The sequence below is a fragment of the Knoellia tibetensis genome, from assembly GCF_048606415.1.
Lineage (GTDB): Bacteria > Actinomycetota > Actinomycetes > Actinomycetales > Dermatophilaceae > Knoellia > Knoellia tibetensis.
On sequence record NZ_JBMBWF010000001.1, the window covers coordinates 2,169,240 to 2,186,553 of the forward strand.

18 protein-coding genes and 3 tRNA genes are annotated in these 17,314 nt (G+C 71.9%); 10 read left to right on the forward strand and 11 right to left on the reverse strand.

The genetic code is table 11. The features are described from left to right. Positions 1-10: 10 nt before the first annotated feature. Positions 11-1,441, reverse strand: a complete 1,431-nt coding sequence (locus tag ACOJV7_RS10080) for an SDR family NAD(P)-dependent oxidoreductase (protein ID WP_420190009.1) — start codon at positions 1,439-1,441, stop codon at positions 11-13. Then, complete coding sequence (locus tag ACOJV7_RS10085; RefSeq protein WP_420190010.1) at positions 1,438-3,123, reverse strand: phytoene desaturase family protein; 1,686 nt, start codon at positions 3,121-3,123, stop codon at positions 1,438-1,440. Before ACOJV7_RS10085 ends, ACOJV7_RS10080 begins: the two co-directional genes overlap by 4 nt. A 150-nt stretch (positions 3,124-3,273) precedes the next feature. On the opposite strand from ACOJV7_RS10085, the gene ACOJV7_RS10090 reads away from it, so the two are divergent. Continuing rightward, positions 3,274-3,876 carry a DUF2231 domain-containing protein gene (locus tag ACOJV7_RS10090; protein ID WP_420190011.1) on the forward strand — a complete coding sequence of 201 codons (603 nt, stop codon included), beginning with the start codon at positions 3,274-3,276 and terminating at the stop codon, positions 3,874-3,876. Between the two features lie 170 nt (positions 3,877-4,046). Further along, positions 4,047-4,859 (forward strand): sigma-70 family RNA polymerase sigma factor, encoded by an 813-nt coding sequence (locus tag ACOJV7_RS10095; protein ID WP_420190012.1) that lies wholly within the window; start codon positions 4,047-4,049, stop codon positions 4,857-4,859. 14 nt (positions 4,860-4,873) lie between these two features. Here ACOJV7_RS10095 and ACOJV7_RS10100 read toward each other — a convergent pair whose 3' ends face one another. Next, positions 4,874-5,125 (reverse strand): DUF2795 domain-containing protein, encoded by a 252-nt coding sequence (locus ACOJV7_RS10100; RefSeq protein ID WP_420190013.1) that lies wholly within the window; start codon positions 5,123-5,125, stop codon positions 4,874-4,876. 174 nt (positions 5,126-5,299) lie between these two features. Beyond that, positions 5,300-6,154 (reverse strand): GAF and ANTAR domain-containing protein, encoded by an 855-nt coding sequence (locus ACOJV7_RS10105; protein WP_420190014.1) that lies wholly within the window; start codon positions 6,152-6,154, stop codon positions 5,300-5,302. Positions 6,155-6,240: 86 nt separating this feature from the next. Between ACOJV7_RS10105 and ACOJV7_RS10110 the strand changes: the two genes are divergently transcribed. From ACOJV7_RS10110 to ACOJV7_RS10120, 3 genes are read left to right on the forward strand one after another with little or no spacing between them, the layout of a single operon-like run. Next, on the forward strand, positions 6,241-6,540 hold the full coding sequence (locus tag ACOJV7_RS10110; RefSeq protein WP_420190015.1) for a WhiB family transcriptional regulator: 300 nt from the start codon (positions 6,241-6,243) through the stop codon (positions 6,538-6,540). A gap of 20 nt (positions 6,541-6,560) precedes the next feature. Further along, positions 6,561-6,713, forward strand: coding sequence for a hypothetical protein (locus ACOJV7_RS10115; RefSeq protein ID WP_420190016.1), 153 nt, complete (start codon positions 6,561-6,563; stop codon positions 6,711-6,713). Positions 6,714-6,739: 26 nt separating this feature from the next. Beyond that, the gene (locus tag ACOJV7_RS10120; protein ID WP_420190017.1) at positions 6,740-7,600 is read left to right on the forward strand and encodes an MBL fold metallo-hydrolase; all 861 of its coding nucleotides are present in this window, start codon (positions 6,740-6,742) and stop codon (positions 7,598-7,600) included. A gap of 109 nt (positions 7,601-7,709) precedes the next feature. On the opposite strand, the gene ACOJV7_RS10125 is transcribed toward ACOJV7_RS10120, so the two are convergent. Beyond that, positions 7,710-7,786, reverse strand: a tRNA-Phe gene (locus ACOJV7_RS10125). 233 nt (positions 7,787-8,019) lie between these two features. Between ACOJV7_RS10125 and ACOJV7_RS10130 the strand changes: the two genes are divergently transcribed. From ACOJV7_RS10130 to ACOJV7_RS10140, 3 genes are read left to right on the forward strand one after another with little or no spacing between them, the layout of a single operon-like run. Further along, complete coding sequence (locus ACOJV7_RS10130; protein WP_420190018.1) at positions 8,020-9,018, forward strand: aldo/keto reductase; 999 nt, start codon at positions 8,020-8,022, stop codon at positions 9,016-9,018. A gap of 12 nt (positions 9,019-9,030) precedes the next feature. Then, positions 9,031-10,290 (forward strand): 6-phospho-beta-glucosidase, encoded by a 1,260-nt coding sequence (locus ACOJV7_RS10135; protein ID WP_420190019.1) that lies wholly within the window; start codon positions 9,031-9,033, stop codon positions 10,288-10,290. Beyond that, positions 10,287-11,267 (forward strand): N-acetylglucosamine kinase, encoded by a 981-nt coding sequence (locus ACOJV7_RS10140; protein ID WP_420190020.1) that lies wholly within the window; start codon positions 10,287-10,289, stop codon positions 11,265-11,267. Before ACOJV7_RS10135 ends, ACOJV7_RS10140 begins: the two co-directional genes overlap by 4 nt. 40 nt (positions 11,268-11,307) lie before the next feature. Here the strand turns inward: ACOJV7_RS10140 and ACOJV7_RS10145 are convergent, their stop codons facing one another. Continuing rightward, a complete protein-coding gene (locus tag ACOJV7_RS10145) occupies positions 11,308-11,652 on the reverse strand; it encodes a DUF2200 domain-containing protein (RefSeq protein ID WP_420190021.1) in 345 nt (114 codons plus the stop codon). A 60-nt stretch (positions 11,653-11,712) separates the two neighbouring features. Here ACOJV7_RS10145 and ACOJV7_RS10150 point away from each other — a divergent pair, with 60 nt between their 5' ends. After that, positions 11,713-12,636 carry an NADP-dependent oxidoreductase gene (locus tag ACOJV7_RS10150; RefSeq protein WP_420190022.1) on the forward strand — a complete coding sequence of 308 codons (924 nt, stop codon included), beginning with the start codon at positions 11,713-11,715 and terminating at the stop codon, positions 12,634-12,636. An 83-nt stretch (positions 12,637-12,719) separates the two neighbouring features. Here the strand turns inward: ACOJV7_RS10150 and ACOJV7_RS10155 are convergent. The 4 genes from ACOJV7_RS10155 to ACOJV7_RS10170 form a co-directional block, all read right to left on the reverse strand. Beyond that, positions 12,720-12,793: transfer RNA gene (locus ACOJV7_RS10155), tRNA-Asp, on the reverse strand. Between the two features lie 25 nt (positions 12,794-12,818). Continuing rightward, positions 12,819-12,891: transfer RNA gene (locus tag ACOJV7_RS10160), tRNA-Glu, on the reverse strand. Between the two features lie 171 nt (positions 12,892-13,062). Next, complete coding sequence (locus tag ACOJV7_RS10165) at positions 13,063-13,437, reverse strand: GntR family transcriptional regulator (protein ID WP_420190023.1); 375 nt, start codon at positions 13,435-13,437, stop codon at positions 13,063-13,065. A 90-nt stretch (positions 13,438-13,527) separates the two neighbouring features. Continuing rightward, positions 13,528-14,583 (reverse strand): PHP domain-containing protein, encoded by a 1,056-nt coding sequence (locus ACOJV7_RS10170; RefSeq protein ID WP_420190024.1) that lies wholly within the window; start codon positions 14,581-14,583, stop codon positions 13,528-13,530. 113 nt (positions 14,584-14,696) lie between these two features. On the opposite strand from ACOJV7_RS10170, the gene ACOJV7_RS10175 reads away from it, so the two are divergent. Next, the gene (locus ACOJV7_RS10175; protein ID WP_420190025.1) at positions 14,697-16,031 is read left to right on the forward strand and encodes an alpha-hydroxy-acid oxidizing protein; all 1,335 of its coding nucleotides are present in this window, start codon (positions 14,697-14,699) and stop codon (positions 16,029-16,031) included. A 71-nt stretch (positions 16,032-16,102) separates the two neighbouring features. Here the strand turns inward: ACOJV7_RS10175 and ACOJV7_RS10180 are convergent, their stop codons facing one another. Then, positions 16,103-17,314, reverse strand: coding sequence for a cysteine desulfurase-like protein (locus ACOJV7_RS10180; protein WP_420190026.1), 1,212 nt, complete (start codon positions 17,312-17,314; stop codon positions 16,103-16,105).

Here is a 17,314-nt window from a genome sequence, read left to right on the forward strand (position 1 = left end):
CGCCGAGGGGTCAGTCGCCGCCGCGCCCGAGGGGCGCGGCGGCTCCCTCGGCGAGGTAGGCCAGACGCTTCAGGCCCTCGTGGTTGCGGGGGAGGATCATGGCCTGACGCACCACCCGCGGGGGCAGGGTCCCGGGTCCGGAGACCGCATCCTCGGTGATGGTCACCGTGCAGCTCTCGGGCCCGTCGGGCTCGATGACGATCTCCACGCGTGCCTCGCCGAGCGGCCAGCCGCGGGCGGTGAGCAGCAGGCGGCGGCCCGTGTCGCACTCCTCGACCTTGGTGGTGTCCGACAGGAGCGCCGGCCAGAGCCCCACCGAGTGGTGGATGCGTGACCCGGGCGCGGGCCAGGTCTCGTCGACGGCGCGGATCCTCGCGGTCCCGACGACCCAGATCGCGTAGGTCCAGCCGTCGGCGAGGACGTCCCAGACGCGTTCGGCGGGGGCCGCCACAGTCCGCCGCTGCGGCTGGCCGTGCGGGGACGAGGGTTGGTCGGTCTCGTGCACCATGGTCTCCTCCATCTCGTGGGTGCCTCGTGCACCTGTTCTTCGGGACGTCCAGCCGCCGTCGACGGCCTCGCCCTCCGGTCGTGGTTCGAGCACGTTGCCCGGGGTGTCGGGCACGCCCTCGCCGGGCTGCAGTGCGATGCGCGCCATGAGCGGGCCCACCAGCCGGTCGTAGACCGCAGGCAGGGCGCGGAAGCCGAACACCGTGAGCGCGTTGGCCGCGCCGACGTTGACCTCGCGTCGCGGCCGGTCGAGGCAGTCGAGCACGGTCTCGGCGACGTCGGCCGCAGACGCCCGCGGCGGTGGCGGCTGTCCGTGCCGGCCGAGGAAGGTCCCCGCCTGTTGGTAGACGGGCGTGTCGACCCCACCTGGTGAGACCAGCGAGATCTGTATGCCGTCGACGTCACGGTTCTCGAGCTGGAGCGTGCGCACCAAGCCGTGCAGGCCCCACTTCGAGGTCGTGTAGCTCGACATCCCCGGGACCGCCGTCTTGCCGAGCAGCGACCCGATGACGACGAGCCGGCCGCGGCCGGCGGGACGGAAGCGGAGCAGGGCCTCACGGCATACGCGCGTCGTGCCGAGGAGGGTCGTGTCGAGAGCCGCCTCGAAGACCTCACCGGGCACGTCCTCGAACCGGCCATAGGCGAGGGTCGCCGCCGAGTGCACGACGGTGTCGAGACCGCCCGGCTGTGCGTCGGCGACCTCGAAGGCCTGCCGGACGGCGTCGGCATCGCGGACGTCGGCGACCGCGACGACGGCCGTGCCACCTGCACGCTCACAGGCCCGCTCGGCGCGCTCGAGGGTGCCCCGGTCGCGGCCGACGAGGACGACGGTCCAGCCGCGCCGGGCGAGGGCCACCGCGGTCGCGAGGCCGATGCCGCTCGAGGCTCCGGTGACGAGGGCGGCTCCGCCTGGGGCAGGCGCGGTCGGCGTCATCGTGATCTCCTCGGGTCCCGCAGCACGCGCTCCCACGCCGTGCCGACGAGCGCGCGCCGCAGACCGCGACCGGGTCGTTGGGTGGCGAGGGCGGCGCGGGCGGCGTTCCAGCCGCAGGCGCCGTGGACGCCGCCGCCGGGGTGGGCGGACGCGCTCGCGAGGAAGAGCCCCTCGACGGGCGTCTCGGGGCGGCCGAGCCCGGGTGTCGGGCGGAGGACGAGCTGCTGGTGCAGGCCGGACGTGCCACCGTTGATGGCGCCCCCGACGAGGTTCGCGTCCCACTCCTCGAGGAGGGCCGGCGACTGCACGTGCTCGCCCACGAGGTGGTCCCCGAAGCCGGGAGCGACCTCCTCGACGCTCGCTCTCATCCGGTCAACATGGCGGGCGAGGGCGTCGGGCTGCCAGTCCAGTCCACTGGGGACGTGGGTGTAGGCCCAGGCCGACTCGGTGCCCACGGGGGAGCGGCTCGGGTCCGCCGTCGTCATCTGCCCGAAGAGAAGGAAGGGATGCTCCGGGACGCGCCCGAGTGCGATGTCCTTGGCTGCCTCGAGCAGGCCGTCGTTGTCGACGCCGAGGTGCACCGTGCCGGCGCCTGAGAGGCCCGCCGCCTTCCACGGGACGGGTGTGTCCAGGGCCCAGTTGACCTTGATCGTGCCGCCGTCCCACTCGAAGCGATCGAGATCCCGCTGCAGACCGGCGGGCACGCTGTCGCGCGGCAGGAGGTCGCGGTAGAGCGCCGGGGCGACGACGTCGGCGACGACGGCACGGCGGGCCCGGACCGAGCCGCCGCCGGCGATCTCGACGCCGACGGCGCGCCCGCCGCGCACAGTCACCGCCGTCACCGGGCTCGAGGTGAGGAACTGGGCGCCGCGCGACTCGGCCCGGCGGCGCAGCGAGTCGGCGAGGACCCCGGCGCCGCCCTCGGGGACGGGGAAGCCGACGTCCTGGCCCAGCATGCACAACAGCCACCCGAAGAAGCCGCTCCCGGCACCGTCGGGCGGCAGGTCGCTGTGCATCGCGTTGCCGGCGAGCAGCGCCGGGCCGCCGTCGCCGCCGAAGTTCTCGGTTCCCAAGCGCCGCACGGGGGTGAGGCCGAGACGGGTGAGGTCGAGCAGCCCTGCCGCGCGCTGGGTGCGCAGGACCGAGAGCATGGCGCGCACGGGTGGGAAGGGAGTGAAGAGGGCGTCGAGGAGCGGACCTCTCACGGCCGTCCACTGCCGGTGCAGCTCGACCCAGGCCTCGCCGTCGCCCGGGTGCTCCTGCTCGAGCCCGGCGGCGGTCTCCTCCACCGCGCGGTGGAGGATGGCGGCCCGCCCGTCGGGGAAGGCGTGGCCGACGACCGACGGCGCGTGCCGCCAGACGAGCCCGTGCTCCTCGAGGTGGAGGTCGCGAATGACGGGACTCGCCTTGGCGAGCGGGTAGAACGCGCTGAAGAGGTCGGTGACGTAGCCCGGCTCGACGATCTCGGCGCTGCGCACCGCCCCACCGATGGTGTCCTGGGCCTCAAGCACGAGGACGTCCCACCCTGCGTCGGCGAGGGCGTTGGCGCCCACGAGCCCGTTGGGTCCGGCACCGATGACCACGGCGTCCACGATGCCCGGAAGTCCGCCGGATCCCACAGTCGCCGCCTCCTTCGTCGTCGAGTTGTTGCCGTCGCCCCCGTCGGCCGTGAGTCGTGGCACGGCCACGTCCCGGTCTGCGAAGCGCACCTTCCCGTAGTCCAGCACATGGCCGCACCGTCTGCATGCCCCGCGCTCGACCTCTTCAAACACGCGGGGGTTTGCGTGCGACGGGCGCCGGGTATGTCGATCGCGACCCGAAAGGTGCTGACCGTGACGACCGACCCACTTCTGCCTGCGACCCCGGACTCGCCCGTCGCCGTCTCGACGATGCACCGCCTCGAGTCGGCCGCATCGCTCGACGGCCTCGTGGCGGCGGTCGGTCGGCTGGCCCGGTTCATGCCCGACGGCGCGGTGGACACCTGGCTGCGCGGGCTGCCGGTCGGGCACGCCCTGCACCCCTTCCTCACCGACCTGCCGATCGGGTTCTGGGCGTCGAGCGTCGCCATCGACCTGCGCGGCCGTGCCTCCGAGGAAACTGCGGCCGACGCGCTCGTCGTGCTGGGTCTCGCCAGCACCGTGCCGGCGGTGGTCACCGGGCTGGCCGAGTGGCGCAGGCTGCCCCGGCCGGACTCTCGGACCGGGGCGCTCCACGCCGCGCTCAACGGCGTTGCGGTCGGACTCTTCGGCGCGTCGCTGGCCGCGCGCCGTGCCGGTGCCCGTTCCACAGGTCGGGGACTCTCCCTGGCCGCCACGGCCGTCACGGCGGCGTCGGGCTTCCTCGGCGGACACCTCGCCATCGCGCGCAGGGTGGGGTCGCGACATCCGGACGCCGCGGGGCCCGGTGCGGCAGAAGGCCTTCCTCTGCCCGACTGAGCGAGCACACCGACCGGTGGCGTGCCGGGTGTACGGCAGATCGTTCGTCTTTCGGCCCGAACCCTTCGCTTTCGGAGTGTCCGGCGTCGGGCGCACGTGGTCCGATGGAGGAGAAGCTTCACCTCCATGGTCCAACACAGGCGCCATCTCTTCGAACGAAGGACGCCGCCATGACTGTGACGACCCTCCACCCGCTGCCGAGCTCCGCCCACCCCCTGGCCAGCACCGCGCCCGAGTCGCGCGACGAGCGGTGCGCACGTGCCGAACGCCTCCTCGAAGGCCTCGAGGGCTGTTCCGCCAACGAGCGTGAGCGCCGCCGCCAAGAGGCCGTGCTGCTCAGCCTGGAGCTCGCCGACATGGTGGCTCGTCGCTACCGCGGGCGTGGCATCGAGGACGACGATCTCGTCCAGGTCGCCCGCATGGCCTTGGTCAAGGCTGTGCGGGGCTACCGGCCCGGGCGGGGCCACAGCTTCGCCGCGTATGCCGTCCCCACCGTCTCAGGGGAGGTCAAGCGCTACTTCCGGGACAAGGGCTGGGCGGTTCGTCCGCCCCGGCGGCTGCAGGAGCGCCGGGTCCAGCTGCTGTCGGCGGAGGAGACGCTCCGTCACGAGCTGGCGCGCGAGCCCAACCGTGCCGAGCTCGCCGAGCGGTTGGGTCTCGACCTGGCCGAGCTCGACGAGACGGCGGCGTGCTTCACGGCATACCACGCTCATTCGCTCGACATGCCCGCCCGCGACGGGGGTGCCCTCGATGTGGGTGTCGACGGGGAGGACGAGACCGACCGGCTCGTGCTGCGCGACGCTCTCGGCCACGCCCTCGCCCAGCTCACGGATCGTGAGCAGGCCATCGTGCGCCTCCGGTTCGTCGAGGAGTGCACGCAGTCCGAGATCGGCGCGCAGCTCGGGGTCAGCCAGATGCAGGTCTCGCGGCTGCTGTCCGGGATCCTGCGCCGGCTGCGGTGCTCCATCGAGCCGGCAGCCTGATTCCGCGGCTGGGGTTACCAAGGCTCGAGCGGGGTCTTCACCCTGCGCGACTGACCCAGTGCCTCGTCGACGTCCTGCGCGCGGTGGAACGTCCGTCCCTCGGGGAGCCGGGACAGCTCCCAGAGCAGTGAGCTCTTGGCGTGGTGACGCACGAGGGCGACGAGCAGCTGGTCACGGGTGCTGGGGAACGCGCCGGCCGGAATGCAGCCCTCGACAGTGCAGGTGTCGGTGTGGTCTGCGTGACGTCCGAGGCCGTTGGTGTCCATGACCCTGACCTACCCGGCGTTGCCGAGGAGAAACCGGGCCGGACACAGCGACGAATGGGCGCGTCGCCGGGGGGTAGGTGACGGGTGGGTCATCGGGGACACGGGTGGCCCGGAGGGCCGGGGTGGTTCAACTCAGAGCCGCCCCGGTCCGCCTCCGGCGCCGTGTCCGCCGCCTCAGAGCACCCCGGTGCGCACGACGTCGTCGGCGATCGCCGACAGCTTGCGGTTCGTGTCCTGACTCCGCCGGCGGAGCAGGTCGAACGCCTTCGCCTCGTCGATCCGCCGCGCGTGCATGAGGATCCCGATGGCCGTCCCGATGCGCCGACTGTTGTGCAGCGCGATCTCGAGGTTGTCGGCTCGCTCCTGCTCCTCGGCGGCCTGGAGGGCGACAGCCGCATGAGCCGCGAAGACACCGAAGATGGCCACGGCGGAGTCGCTGAAGGCCTCTGCGCGGTGGGCGAACGCGTTGAGGAAGCCCACGTCGCTGTCCCTGACGTAGAGGCGGTTCGACAGCATGCTCTGCACGCGGGCGTGCTGCGCCGCCTTGGCGGCGAACTCGGGCCAGCAGGTCTCGGCCGCAAGGTTGCCGGTCGCCCACGTCGAGTACGCGTCGGCCGCGTCGACGCAGGGTCCTTGGCCGGTGTCGCACTGGATCTGGTGGATGACCTCCGGGAGGTCGCTCGTGGTCGCGACCGTGCGGAAGCCCCCTTGGGACCGCACCGTGATCGAGGCATGATCGGCGTCGATGACCTTGGCGGTCAGCTCGCACACGGTCTGGAGGGTGCCCTGTCGGCCACTTTCGGCTTGGAGGGCCTGGGCCAGCTCTGCCAGCTCACGAGCCACGCCGGGGTCGAAATCGCCCGAGGGCGCCGGGACAGAGGATGTCATCTGTGACTGCTCCGGATGAGGACGACGGCTCGTCCGACCGGCTCGTGGTTTGGCCGCTGACGCTCCCGCGAGCAGGACTCTATACAAGGCGAGCGGCAGTTCGGGACTCGATCTCTCGTGTCTCCCGCCAAGCGGGTACATGACACCTGATCAGGGCGTTTGTCGCGGGCTTCCGCGGGGCAAGGACGGGTCAGGCATCGCCCTGACGACGACCGGAGGGACCCACCATGAGACGTGACAGGGACGCGGACCGACTGCCCAAGCCGCTCATCGAGGAGTACGAGTGGCAGGACCAAGGGCGCTGCCGAACGCTGTCCGTCGCGGCGTTCTTCGACTTCGAGGAGTTTCGCGGTCGCGAGCGGACGGCGCGGTCAGAGACGGCGAAGGCGATCTGCCGAGGATGCCCGGTGCGGGTGCCCTGCCTGCACCATGCGCTCGCCGCAGAGGACTTCGGGGTGTGGGGAGGCACCACCGCCTCCGAGCGTGAGGTCCTGCGCAGCGGCGGGCCGGTGGCCGACGCATCCTGACATCGGTCTCCTGGGGGCACGTGTGCGGCGGCTCGGCGCCGGGTAGGCACACGACCGACGACAGGAACCTCGACGAGATACCCGAGAAGACGGTCTCGACGAGGGCGACGCTCGCGGTCGACGCCGCCCACCTGGCGCGGCTGCTGCGCGACCACGCCTACCCGCCGGCCTGAGGCCGAGGACAACAGGAGGAGCAGAGATGGCACAGCTCGACCTCGACCCGCGACGCACCCCGGACGACTCGAGGGACACAGTCCATCGCGACGGGTCCGAACCCGGCGCGCTCACGTTCATCGGCAACGCGACGGTCCTGCTGCGCTACGGCGGCTTCACCATCCTCACCGACCCGACCTTCGTGCACCGCCACGAGAAGGTCGACCTCGGTCACGGGCTCAGCAGCACCCGGCTGCTCGACCCGGCGATGGAGGTGGACGACCTGCCACCGCTCGACCTGGTCCTGTTGTCCCACTTCCACGGCGACCACTTCGACCAGGTCGCCCAGGCCCGGCTCGACCGCTCGCTCCCGGTCGTGACGACCCCGCAGGCTCGCGACGAGCTGCACTCGCTCGGGTTCACGGAGGCGGTGGGCCTCGAGACGTGGGAGACGCTCACGGTCACCAAGGGGGAGCGCCGCCTGGGGATCACCGCGTGTCCGGCACGTCACGGTCCGGGCGTCACCGACCTCGTCCTGCCCGACGTCATGGGCAGCATCCTTCAGGCGGACGACGGCGACCTCGGCACGATCTACATCAGCGGCGACACCCTCGTCCACGACGCCCTCGCCGAGATCCCGCAGCGCCACCCGGACATCGACCTCGGGCTGCTCCACCTGGGCGGCACCAAGGTCCTCGGCATCCTCGTGACGATGGACGCCGAAGCCGGCGTGAAAGCCGTCGACATCATCCGGCCCCGGACCACCGTGCCGATCCACACCGACGACTACGACGTCTTCACCTCGGGACTCCAGGACTTCCTCGACGCGGCCGCCAGCGCCGGCATCGCCGACCGGGTACGCGTCGTCGGGCGGGGCGAGACCGTGCCACTCGCCGAGCTGGCCTGAGCCGACCCGAGCTGGCCTGAGCCGGCCTGAGCCGGCTCGGTCGCTGGGCCCACCACGAACGGAACGACGAAACCGCAGGTGCCGGAACGGCATACCTGCGGTTTCGTGGTGGTGGCCAGGGACGGGGTCGAACCGTCGACCTTCCGATTTTCAGTCGGACGCTCGTACCAACTGAGCTACCTGGCCATGATGGTGCTTCACATACGTCCGCGACGGGTCCGACCTGCGGATCTCTCCGTGGTGGGCCTGTCGCGGCGCGACCATCATAACGCATGGCCGCAGGGCTCGTTGACGCCAGTTCTCGTCGCTGGTGGTCGGGCCACCGCGCACACAAAGCAGCGGCATGCGGTCGAAGTGCCCGAAGATGGGTAGGGATGTCGTGGGTCCGATGGCGGTCATCGGCCGGAAGGAGATCGACGGTGGAACAACGCATTCTCGGGCGTACCGGCAGGCACGTCTCCGTGGTGGGCCTCGGGACGTGGCAGCTCGGCGGCGACTGGGGTCACGTGGACGACGCCATGGCCGACGAGATCCTGCATGCGGCCGTCGCCGAGGGCATCACCTTCTTCGACACCGCGGACGTCTACGGAGACGGGCGCAGTGAGCAGCTGATCGGCGACTTCCTGCGCCGGACCGACGGCACGGACTCGATCACGGTGGCGACGAAGTTCGGGCGCCGGGCGGACCAGGTGCCGGAGAGCTTCACGCGCAAGAACCTGCGTGCGTGGGCGGACCGGTCCCGACGCAACCTCGGTGTGGACCAGCTGCAGCTGGTTCAGCTCCACTGCCCTCCCAGCGCCGTCCTCTCGACGGATGCGGTGTTCGACGACCTCGACGTCCTCGTCGACGAGGGGGTCGTGGCGCACTACGGGGTCAGTGTCGAAACGGTCGACGAGGCCCTGACGGCCATCACCCGACCGCACGTGGCGACGGTCCAGATCATCGCGAACGCCTTCCGGCTCAAGCCGTTGGAGCAGGTCTTCCCGGCTGCCGCCGACGCGGGTGTCGGGATCATCGTGCGGGTGCCGCTGGCCTCCGGCCTGCTGTCGGGAAAGTACGACGAGAACACCACCTTCGCGTCCGACGACCACCGCAGCTACAACCGCGACGGGTCCGCCTTCGACGTGGGCGAGACCTTCTCCGGCGTGGACTTCGAGGTCGGCATCACCGCCGCCCGCCAGTTCTCCGAGCTGGTTCGGCGTGCAGCGCCGGAGGGGGCGACAAGCGCTCAGGCCGCCATAGCCTGGCTGTGCCAGAACCCTGCCGTCTCCACGGTGATCCCGGGCGCCAGGAGCGTGGGGCAGGTCCGCGACAACGCGGCGGCCGGGCGCCTGCCGCATCTGGGTCCGGACTTCACCCGAGGGGTCGTCGAGCTCTACGACGAGCGCCTGCGGCACGCCGTCCACTCCCGTTGGTGAGGGAGGAGACGAGTGAAGCTCACGGTCGTCGGCGGCGGGTCGACGTACACGCCGGAGCTGGTCGACGGCCTCGCCCGCCTGCGAGCCGCAGTGGACGTCGACGAGCTGGTGCTCGTCGACCCGGCCACGGACCGGCTGGAGCTCGTCGCGGGGGTGACCCGCAGAATCCTCGCGAAGCAGGGCCATCGAGCGCAGGTCACCGCCACGGCTGACCTCGACGAGGCGGTCTCGGACGCCTCGGTCGTGCTGCTCCAGCTCCGGGTCGGTGGCCAGGAGGCCCGTATCGGCGACGAGACCTGGCCGTTGGAGTGCGGATGCGTCGGACAGGAGACCACCGGTGCCGGCGGCTTGGCCAAGGCCCTGCGGACCGTACCTGTCGTCCTCGAGATCGCCGAGCGGGTGAGGGAGCTGGCTGCGCCCGACGTCTGGATCGTCGACTTCACCAACCCCGTCGGCATCGTCACCCGGGCGCTTCTCGACGAAGGCCACCGGGCGGTGGGTCTGTGCAACGTCGCCATCGGCTTCCAGCGGATGTTCGCGGGGCTCTTCGGGGTGCCCCCCGACAGGGTCTCCCTCGGGCACGTGGGACTCAACCACCTGACGTGGGAGCGAGCCGTCCGGGTCGATGGCCGGGACCGGCTCCCGGAGCTTCTCCGGGACCACGGCGCCCTCCTGGCCGAACGGCTCGGCCTCCCCGAACCCGTCCTCCACCGCCTGGGGATGGTCCCCTCCTACTACCTGCGCTACTTCTACGCACACGACACCGTCGTGGCCGAGGAGCGGGCAGGGCCCAGCCGCGGCCAGCAGGTCGCGGAGATGGAACGCATCCTCCTGGAGATGTACGCCGACCCCGGCCTGGACGAGAAGCCGGAGCTGCTGGCCCAGCGCGGCGGCGCCTACTACTCCGAAGCAGCCATCGACCTCGTCGCCTCCCTGGCCGCGGACCGAGGCGACGTCCAGGTGGTCAACGTCCGCAACGCAGGGGTGCTGCCGTTCCTGCCGGCCGAGGCCGTCATCGAGGTGCCCTCGCGCATCACCGCCGCGGGTGCGGACGCGTTGCCGGTGGAGCCCCTCGACCCCCTGCTGGCAGGGCTGGTCGCGCACGTCTCGGCCTACGAGGAGCTCGCCCTGGACGCTGCCCTTCGTGGCGGTCGGGACCGCGTCTTCCGGGCGCTGCTCAGCCACCCGCTCGTCGGCCAGGTCGATCTGGCCGAGGGCCTGACCGACCGGCTGCTCCACGCCAACCGTGACCACCTGCGGTGGGTCCGGTGAGGCCGGCGGTCGTCGCGGTCGACGGTGGCAACAGCAAGACGGACGTCGCGCTGGTCGACGCTGACGGACGGGCCCTCTCCCGCGTTCGCGGACCGGGCTCCTCACCGCACACTCTAGGAGTCGAACGGGCCGCCGCACTGCTCGACGGGCTCGTCGCCAAGGCCGCGGCCCAGGCCGGACTCCCGAGCGCGCGCGCCATCGCGGCCGTCGCCAGCGTGTACCTGGCCGGTGCCGACCTCCCGTCCGAGATTCGGATGCTGCACGAGGCCATCGGTGCCCACGGGTGGGCGCAGGAGCTGGTGGTCGACAACGACACCCTGGCACTCCTGCGGGCCGGCACCGACGAGCCCAACGCCGTGGCCGTCGTCTGCGGGGCCGGTATCAACTGCCTCGGGGTTCGCGCGGACGGGCGCCAGACCCGGTTTCCATCGCTGGGCCACATCTCCGGCGACTGGGGCGGAGGTCTCCAGCTCGGTGACGAGGCCCTGTTCGCAGCCGCCCGAGCCGCCGACGGCCGAGGTGCCCCCACCGTGCTGCAGCGCCGGATCGTCGAGTACTTCGGCGCCGGCTCCCTGGACGAGGTCATCCAGGACGTCCACTTCGGTCGGCTGCCTCGTTCCCGGCTGCTGGAGCTGGCTCCGCTGGTCCTGCGAGCGGCCTCCGAGGAGAGGGACGCGCCAGCCACGGCCATCGTGATGCGCCAGGCCGAGGAGGTCGTCCTCTTCGCCGTCACCGCCCTGGGCCGCCTGCAGCTGCTCGAGGAGCCTGCCGTGGTCGTCCTCGGTGGGGGAGTGCTGACCAGTCGAGACCCGCTGCTCCACGAGCAGATCCGCACCGGCCTGGCCCAGCGTGCCCCCCTCGCCACCGTGACCGTCACCGAGTCGGCGCCCGTCCTCGGTGCAGCCCTGCTGGGCCTCGACCGGCTCGGCACGACGCACGAGGTCGAGCAGGTCCTGCGCCGGTCGCTTCGGGAGTGACCGGGGGGCCGACCCGCCCGGGTGTGGTCGGACTCGTCGCTCAGCCGCGCAGCACTTTGTCCATCGGGCGGCCCTTGGCGAGCTCGTCGACGAGCTTGTCGAGGTAGCGGATCCGGCGCATGAGCGGGTCCTCGACCTCCTGCACCTTGACCCCGCACACCGACCCGGTGATGAGCGAGACGTTCGGGTTGAGGTCGGCCTGCGCGAAGAAGTCCTCGAACGTCGTCTCCTCGTCCAGGTGTCGCTTGAGCTCGGCGTCGTCGAAGCCGGTGAGCCACCGGATGACCTCGTCGACCTCGTCCTTGCTGCGCCCCTTGCGCTCGGCCTTGGTCACGTAGTGCGGGTAGACCGAGGCCACGCTCGTCCCGAAGATCCTGTGACTCATGAACCGAGCGTATGCCGTCCACCCGGAATGGAGATCCCTCACCGGGGCGTTGGCCCGACCATGCGAGCCATCACCTATCGCCAGTACGGCACCCCCGACACCCTCGAGCTCACCGACGTCCCCGACCCCAGGGTCGGCCCGGGAGAGGTGCTCATCCGCGTGCGCAGCGCCTCGGTCAACCCCGTCGACTGGAAGGTCATGGCCGGCTACCTCGACGGGCTCATGCAGGTCGACTTCCCGGCCATCCCCGGGTGGGACGTGGCGGGCGTGGTCGAGCAGGTCGGCCTCGACACCCCGGAGTACGAGGTCGGCGACGAGGTCATCGCCTACGCGCGCAAGGACTGGGTGCAGCACGGCACGTTCGCCGAGCTCGTCGCCGCTCCTGTACGCACCGTCGCCCGCAAGCCGAAGAGCCTCGACTGGCACCAGGCCGCAGGTCTCCCGCTCACCGGGCTCACGGCATACCAGCTGCTCCACCGACTGGGCACGAAGGCGGGCGACACCGTCCTCGTCCACGCGGCCGCCGGCGGCGTCGGCATCCTCGCCGTCCAGATCGCCCGCGACCTCGGTGCCCGCGTCATCGGCACCGCGTCGGAGGGCAACCACGACTTCCTGCGCGAGATGGGCGCCGAGCCGGTGACCTACGGCGACGGGCTCGCCGAGCGAGTCCGTGAGCTCGCGCCCGACGGCGTCGACGTCGTCGCGGACTTCGTCGGCGGCATGCTCGAGACGACCAAGGCCGTTCTGGCAGAGGGCGGTCGGCACGGGTCGATCGCCGACGGCAGCGTCGAGGAGGCCGGTGGCATCTCCGCGTGGGTGCGCCCCGACTCCGCCGACCTGCAGGCGCTCGCGGACCTCGCGGACGCCGGGAAGCTCACCGTGCCGGTGGCCGAGGTCTTCGCGCTGGAGGACGCCGCCAAGGCCTACGCGCTGAGCCAGACCGGTCACGTGCGCGGCAAGATCGCCATCGAGGTGAGCCGGTGAGGCGCTGAGCGCGGTCCCGCCGGGCATGCGAAGAGCCCCACACCATCTGGTGTGGGGCTCTTCGCTGCGCTTCGCAATCTCTGCGACCCCGACGGGACTCGAACCCGCGACCTCCGCCGTGACAGGGCGGCGCGCTAACCAACTGCGCTACGGGGCCTTGCTGGTGCAAGACCGGTACTGCGTATCCCCAACGGGATTCGAACCCGTGCTACCGCCGTGAAAGGGCGGGGTCCTGGGCCGCTAGACGATGGGGACCCTATCTTTCGATCGAATCTCCACAGTCGCGCAGCGCGCGGGCGCTCGGATCCGTCGTGGACTCGGAAAGCATAAGGGACTTGTGCGCAGGTTCCAAAACGAGCCCGATCCGTGCCCAGGAGGACCCCGTCGTATGCCGTCCGCTCGCCTCCCGGACGCGGCTCGCGGAGGTCAGGCGCGCGCCTCGCGCAGGGCCGCGCGGACGAGGTCGATGGCCGCCGAGTCGCTCAGACCGGCCTTGGCCACGGACGCGGCGTAGGCCGCCGCATGGCGGTGGAGGGCGACGTCGGTCGCGTGGCCCCCGCCGGCGACGACGGTCCCGGCGCGGCGGCGTGTGGTGACGAGGCCCTCGGCCTCGAGCTCCTTGTAGGCCCGGGCGACGGTGTTGACCGCGAGCCCGAGGTCGCCGGCGAGGGCACGGACGGTGGGCAGCCGGTCGCCCTCGGCGAGGCTGCCCCGCGCGATGAGGCCGGCGAGCTGGGCGCGGACCTGCTCGTAGGGCGGCTCCGCGGCGGAGACGTCGACGGTGAGATGCAGAGCGGTCATGGCGTCATTGTTCCCGTGCCGGGGTCCTCGCAAGGGCGTGACCGGTGACGCCTTCGCAAGGACCGTGGCGGTGCCGGGGGTGACCGCGGGTCAGGACTCGGGGTTGGCCCAGGCGTGGAGGCGGTCGGCGTCCCAGGTCGTGATGATGCGGTCCTCCGGCACCCCGAGCCGCTCGGCGCGCTCGCACCCGTAGGCCTTCATGTCGAGCTGTCCTGGCGCATGTGCGTCGGAGTCGACGGCGAAGAGGCAGCCCATCTCCAGTGCGAGCTCGATGAGGTCGTCCGGCGGGTCCTGCCGCTCGGGGCGGCTGTTGATCTCGACCGCGGTGTTGCCCTCGACGCACGCCTCGAAGACCGCGCGGGCGTCGAAGTCGGACTGCGGGCGGGTGCCGCGCGAGCCGGTGACGAGGCGCCCGGTGCAGTGGCCGAGGACGTTGACGCGCGGGTTGAGGACGGCCGCGACCATGCGCTTGGTCATAGGCGCCGAGTTCATCCGGAGCTTGCTGTGCACCGACGCCGTGACGAGGTCGAGCCGTCCGAGCATCTCGTCGGTCTGGTCGAGCGCACCGTCGTCGAGGATGTCGACCTCGATGCCCTTGAAGAGCCGGAACGACTCTCCCACACCGCGGTTGATCGCATCGACGATGGCGATCTGCTTCGTGAGCCGCTCGGCCGTGAGACCGTTGGCGACGCGCAGCTGGGGCGAGTGGTCGGTGAGCACCATCCACTCGTGGCCGAGCTCGATGCCGGTGAGCGCCATCTCGTCGATGGGCGACCCGCCGTCGGACCAGTCCGAGTGAAGGTGGCAGTCGCCGCGCAGCGCCGCATAGAGGCCCTCACCGCCCGTCGCGAGCGGACCACCGCTCTTGTCCTGCAACGACTCCAGGTATGCCGGCAGCTCACCTCGCGCGGCCTCCTCGATGACCGAGGACGTGGACTTCCCGATACCCGGGATCTGCTGGAGGGTCCCGGCGGCGACGCGCGCATCCACCTCACCGTCGTCGAGCTGCTTGAGCGCCTTGACCGCGTTGCGGAAGGCCTCGACCCGGTAGGTGCCGGAGCGGGTCCGCTCGAGGAGGAAGGCGATCCGTCGCAGGGCGTCGGTGGGCTCGACGGGTGCCTCGAGCGGGGCGAGCAGCGCGACCATGCCCCCATCCTCACGTGACTCCTTGCCCGGGGACCACCGGGGAGGGCGCGTTTCGCGGGCTTCCCGGTGGTTGTGGGGCAAGAAGTGCAGGTGGGGTCGCTAGCGTGGCGCGGGTGAGCGAGCAGCGACCTCCCGTGCCACCCGTCGGACCCGGCCGTGCCCGGCAGGGCGCCATCTACCGCCGCGGCACCCTGGGTCAGTCGCCGCGCGTACCCACCCACCCCGACCAGCTGGAGTCCAGTGCCCGCGCGGCCATGAGCGACCGCGCCTGGGCCTACGTCGCCGGGGGTGCGGGCGCGGGCGCGACCGTGGACGCGAACCGCGCCGCGTTCGACCGGTGGCAGGTCGTGCCGCGGATGCTGCACGGCACCACGACTCGCGATCTGCGCACCGAGGTCCTCGGGACCCCGCTCGACGCACCCGTCATGCTCGCCCCTGTCGGAGCCGCCGACCTCGTCGGACCCCGGTCCGACGAGTCGATCGCGCGGGGAGCGGCGGCCGCGGGGACGGCATACGTCTTCTCGACGCAGGGATGTGTGCCCATGGAGGAGACGGCGCGCGCGATGGGGGGCGTGCCGTGGTGGTACCAGCTCTACTGGTCGGTCGACGAGGCGCTCGTCGACTCGCTCATCGGACGGGCCGAGGCGGCCGGCGCCCGGGCGCTCGTCGTCACGCTCGACACGACGATGCTCGGCTGGCGCACCCGCGACCTCGACCTCGGCTCGCTCCCGTTCACGCAGGGCATCGGGATCGCGCAGTACACCTCGGACCCGCGGTTCATGGAGATCGTGCGCGATCGGGTGGCCGCGGCCGGCGACGAGCCCTCGCCGCTGGCCGGCACCAAGGGAGCCGCGAAGGCCGTCGCCGTCGCGAGCGGCGCGCGGACCCTCGTGAACCAGGCGCGGCGGCACCCGGGCGGGGTGCGTGACAACCTGCGCTCGCCCGAGCCGCGGGCAGCGGTCGAGACCTTCCTCGACATCTACTCGAACCCCGGCCTGTCATGGCAGCACATCGAGACGCTGCGGGAGCGGACGTCACTTCCGGTGCTGCTCAAGGGAGTCCTGCACCCCGACGACGCGCAGCGAGCCGTCGACTCGGGCATCGACGGGATCATCGTGTCGAACCACGGTGGTCGCCAGGTCGACCGGTCGGTCGCCTCGCTCGACGCCCTCGTCGCGATCCGCGACCGCATCGGGGCAGACCCCGTCGTCCTGCTCGACAGCGGGGTGCGCTCGGGTGCCGACGTCTTCGTCGCGCTCGCGCTCGGCGCCGACGCGACCCTGCTCGGGCGGCCGCACATCTACGGTCTCGCCCTCGACGGCGCCGACGGGGTGCAGGCCGTCATCGAGGACGTCGTCGCCGAGCTCGACCTCACGATGGGTCTCGTCGGGGCGGCGAGCATCGCCGACGTCCGGTCCGGCGGCTTCGTCGAGCGCCGCCCGACCTGAGCCGTGCCCAACTCGCCAATTCCTCCCGTTCGGTACAGGGGCGGGCGTACCGAACGGGAGGAATTGGTGAGTTAGGAACGGGTGGTGGTGACCTCGGACAGGGCCGACAGGAGGCGGTCGATGTCGTCGTCGTTCGTGTAGGGAGCGAGCCCGACGCGCACCCCGCCCTCCTCACCGAGGCCAAGGTGCCGTGAGGCCTCGATCGCGTAGAAGTGCGAGGCCGGCGCGTTGACGCCGTGCTCGGCCAGGCCGCGCCGCACCTCCTGCGGGGTCAGCCCTTCGACGGTGAAGAGCAGGGTGGGCGTGCGCTTGCGCGCATTCGAGAGGAGGCGGACACCCGGCATACCCCGCAGTCCCGCCTCGAGTCGCGACAGGAGGCGGTGCTCGTGCTCCTCCAGCGCCACGAACCCGGCGAGGATGCGTTCGCGGCGGGACCCGGTGGCCGACGGGTCGAGGCCGGCGAGGACGTCGACCGCGGCGGTCGTGCCGGCGAGCAGCTCGTAGGGCAGCGTCCCGAGCTCGAACCGTTCGGGGACAGCGTCGCTCGACGGCAGCAGCTTGTCCATCGTCAGGGTCTCGAGCAGCTCCGGTGACGCCGCGAGGACGCCGAGGTGCGGGCCGAGGAACTTGTAGGGCGAGCAGGTCCAGAAGTCGACGCCGAGCGAGGGCAGGTCGACCGAGGCGTGCGCCGTCGCGTGCACCCCGTCGACCCAGTGCAGGGCGCCGACCTCGTGGACGGCGCGGGCGATCTTGCAGACCGGGGGCTTCGTGCCGATGAGGTTGGACGCGGCCGTCGTCGCGACGAGCCGCGTGCGGTCGCTCAGCAGCGAGGTGACCGCGGCCGAGTGCATCTCGCCGGTGTCCGGCTCGAAGTCCGCCCACTTCACGACCGCGCCCACGGACTCGGCCGCCTGCACCCACGGCCGGATGTTGGAGTCGTGGTCGAGGCGGGTCACGACGATCTCGTCGCCGGGCGCCCACGTCCGCGCCAGCGCTCGCGACAGGTCGTAGGTCAGGGCGGTCGCGCTGCGCCCGAAGACGATGCCGCGCGGGTCGGCGCCGAGGAGGTCGGCCATCGCGGCACGCGCCTCGGTGACCACCGCGTCGGCCCGGCGCTCGCTCGGCGTGACGTCACCGCGGTTCGAGATCGCGGAGACCAAGGTGTCCCGCACCGCCTCCGCGACCGGGGTCGGGGTCTGCGAGCCACCGGGCCCGTCGAAGTGTGCCGCTCCCTCGAGCAGCGCCGGGAAGAGGCTGCGCACCGCGCCGACGTCATAAGTCAT

Bases quoted from the DNA above. Each gene is read 5' to 3' on its own strand.
- ACOJV7_RS10080 (WP_420190009.1), bottom strand. From the start codon at position 1,441: ATGACGCCGACCGCGCCTGCCCCAGGCGGAGCCGCCCTCGTCACCGGA.
- ACOJV7_RS10095 (WP_420190012.1), top strand. From the start codon at position 4,047: ATGACTGTGACGACCCTCCACCCGCTGCCGAGCTCCGCCCACCCCCTG.
- ACOJV7_RS10100 (WP_420190013.1), bottom strand. From the start codon at position 5,125: ATGGACACCAACGGCCTCGGACGTCACGCAGACCACACCGACACCTGC.
- ACOJV7_RS10105 (WP_420190014.1), bottom strand. From the start codon at position 6,154: ATGTACCCGCTTGGCGGGAGACACGAGAGATCGAGTCCCGAACTGCCG.
- ACOJV7_RS10110 (WP_420190015.1), top strand. From the start codon at position 6,241: ATGAGACGTGACAGGGACGCGGACCGACTGCCCAAGCCGCTCATCGAG.
- ACOJV7_RS10120 (WP_420190017.1), top strand. From the start codon at position 6,740: ATGGCACAGCTCGACCTCGACCCGCGACGCACCCCGGACGACTCGAGG.
- ACOJV7_RS10145 (WP_420190021.1), bottom strand. From the start codon at position 11,652: ATGAGTCACAGGATCTTCGGGACGAGCGTGGCCTCGGTCTACCCGCAC.
- ACOJV7_RS10150 (WP_420190022.1), top strand. From the start codon at position 11,713: ATGCGAGCCATCACCTATCGCCAGTACGGCACCCCCGACACCCTCGAG.
- ACOJV7_RS10165 (WP_420190023.1), bottom strand. From the start codon at position 13,437: ATGACCGCTCTGCATCTCACCGTCGACGTCTCCGCCGCGGAGCCGCCC.
- ACOJV7_RS10170 (WP_420190024.1), bottom strand. From the start codon at position 14,583: ATGGTCGCGCTGCTCGCCCCGCTCGAGGCACCCGTCGAGCCCACCGAC.
- ACOJV7_RS10180 (WP_420190026.1), bottom strand. From the start codon at position 17,314: ATGACTTATGACGTCGGCGCGGTGCGCAGCCTCTTCCCGGCGCTGCTC.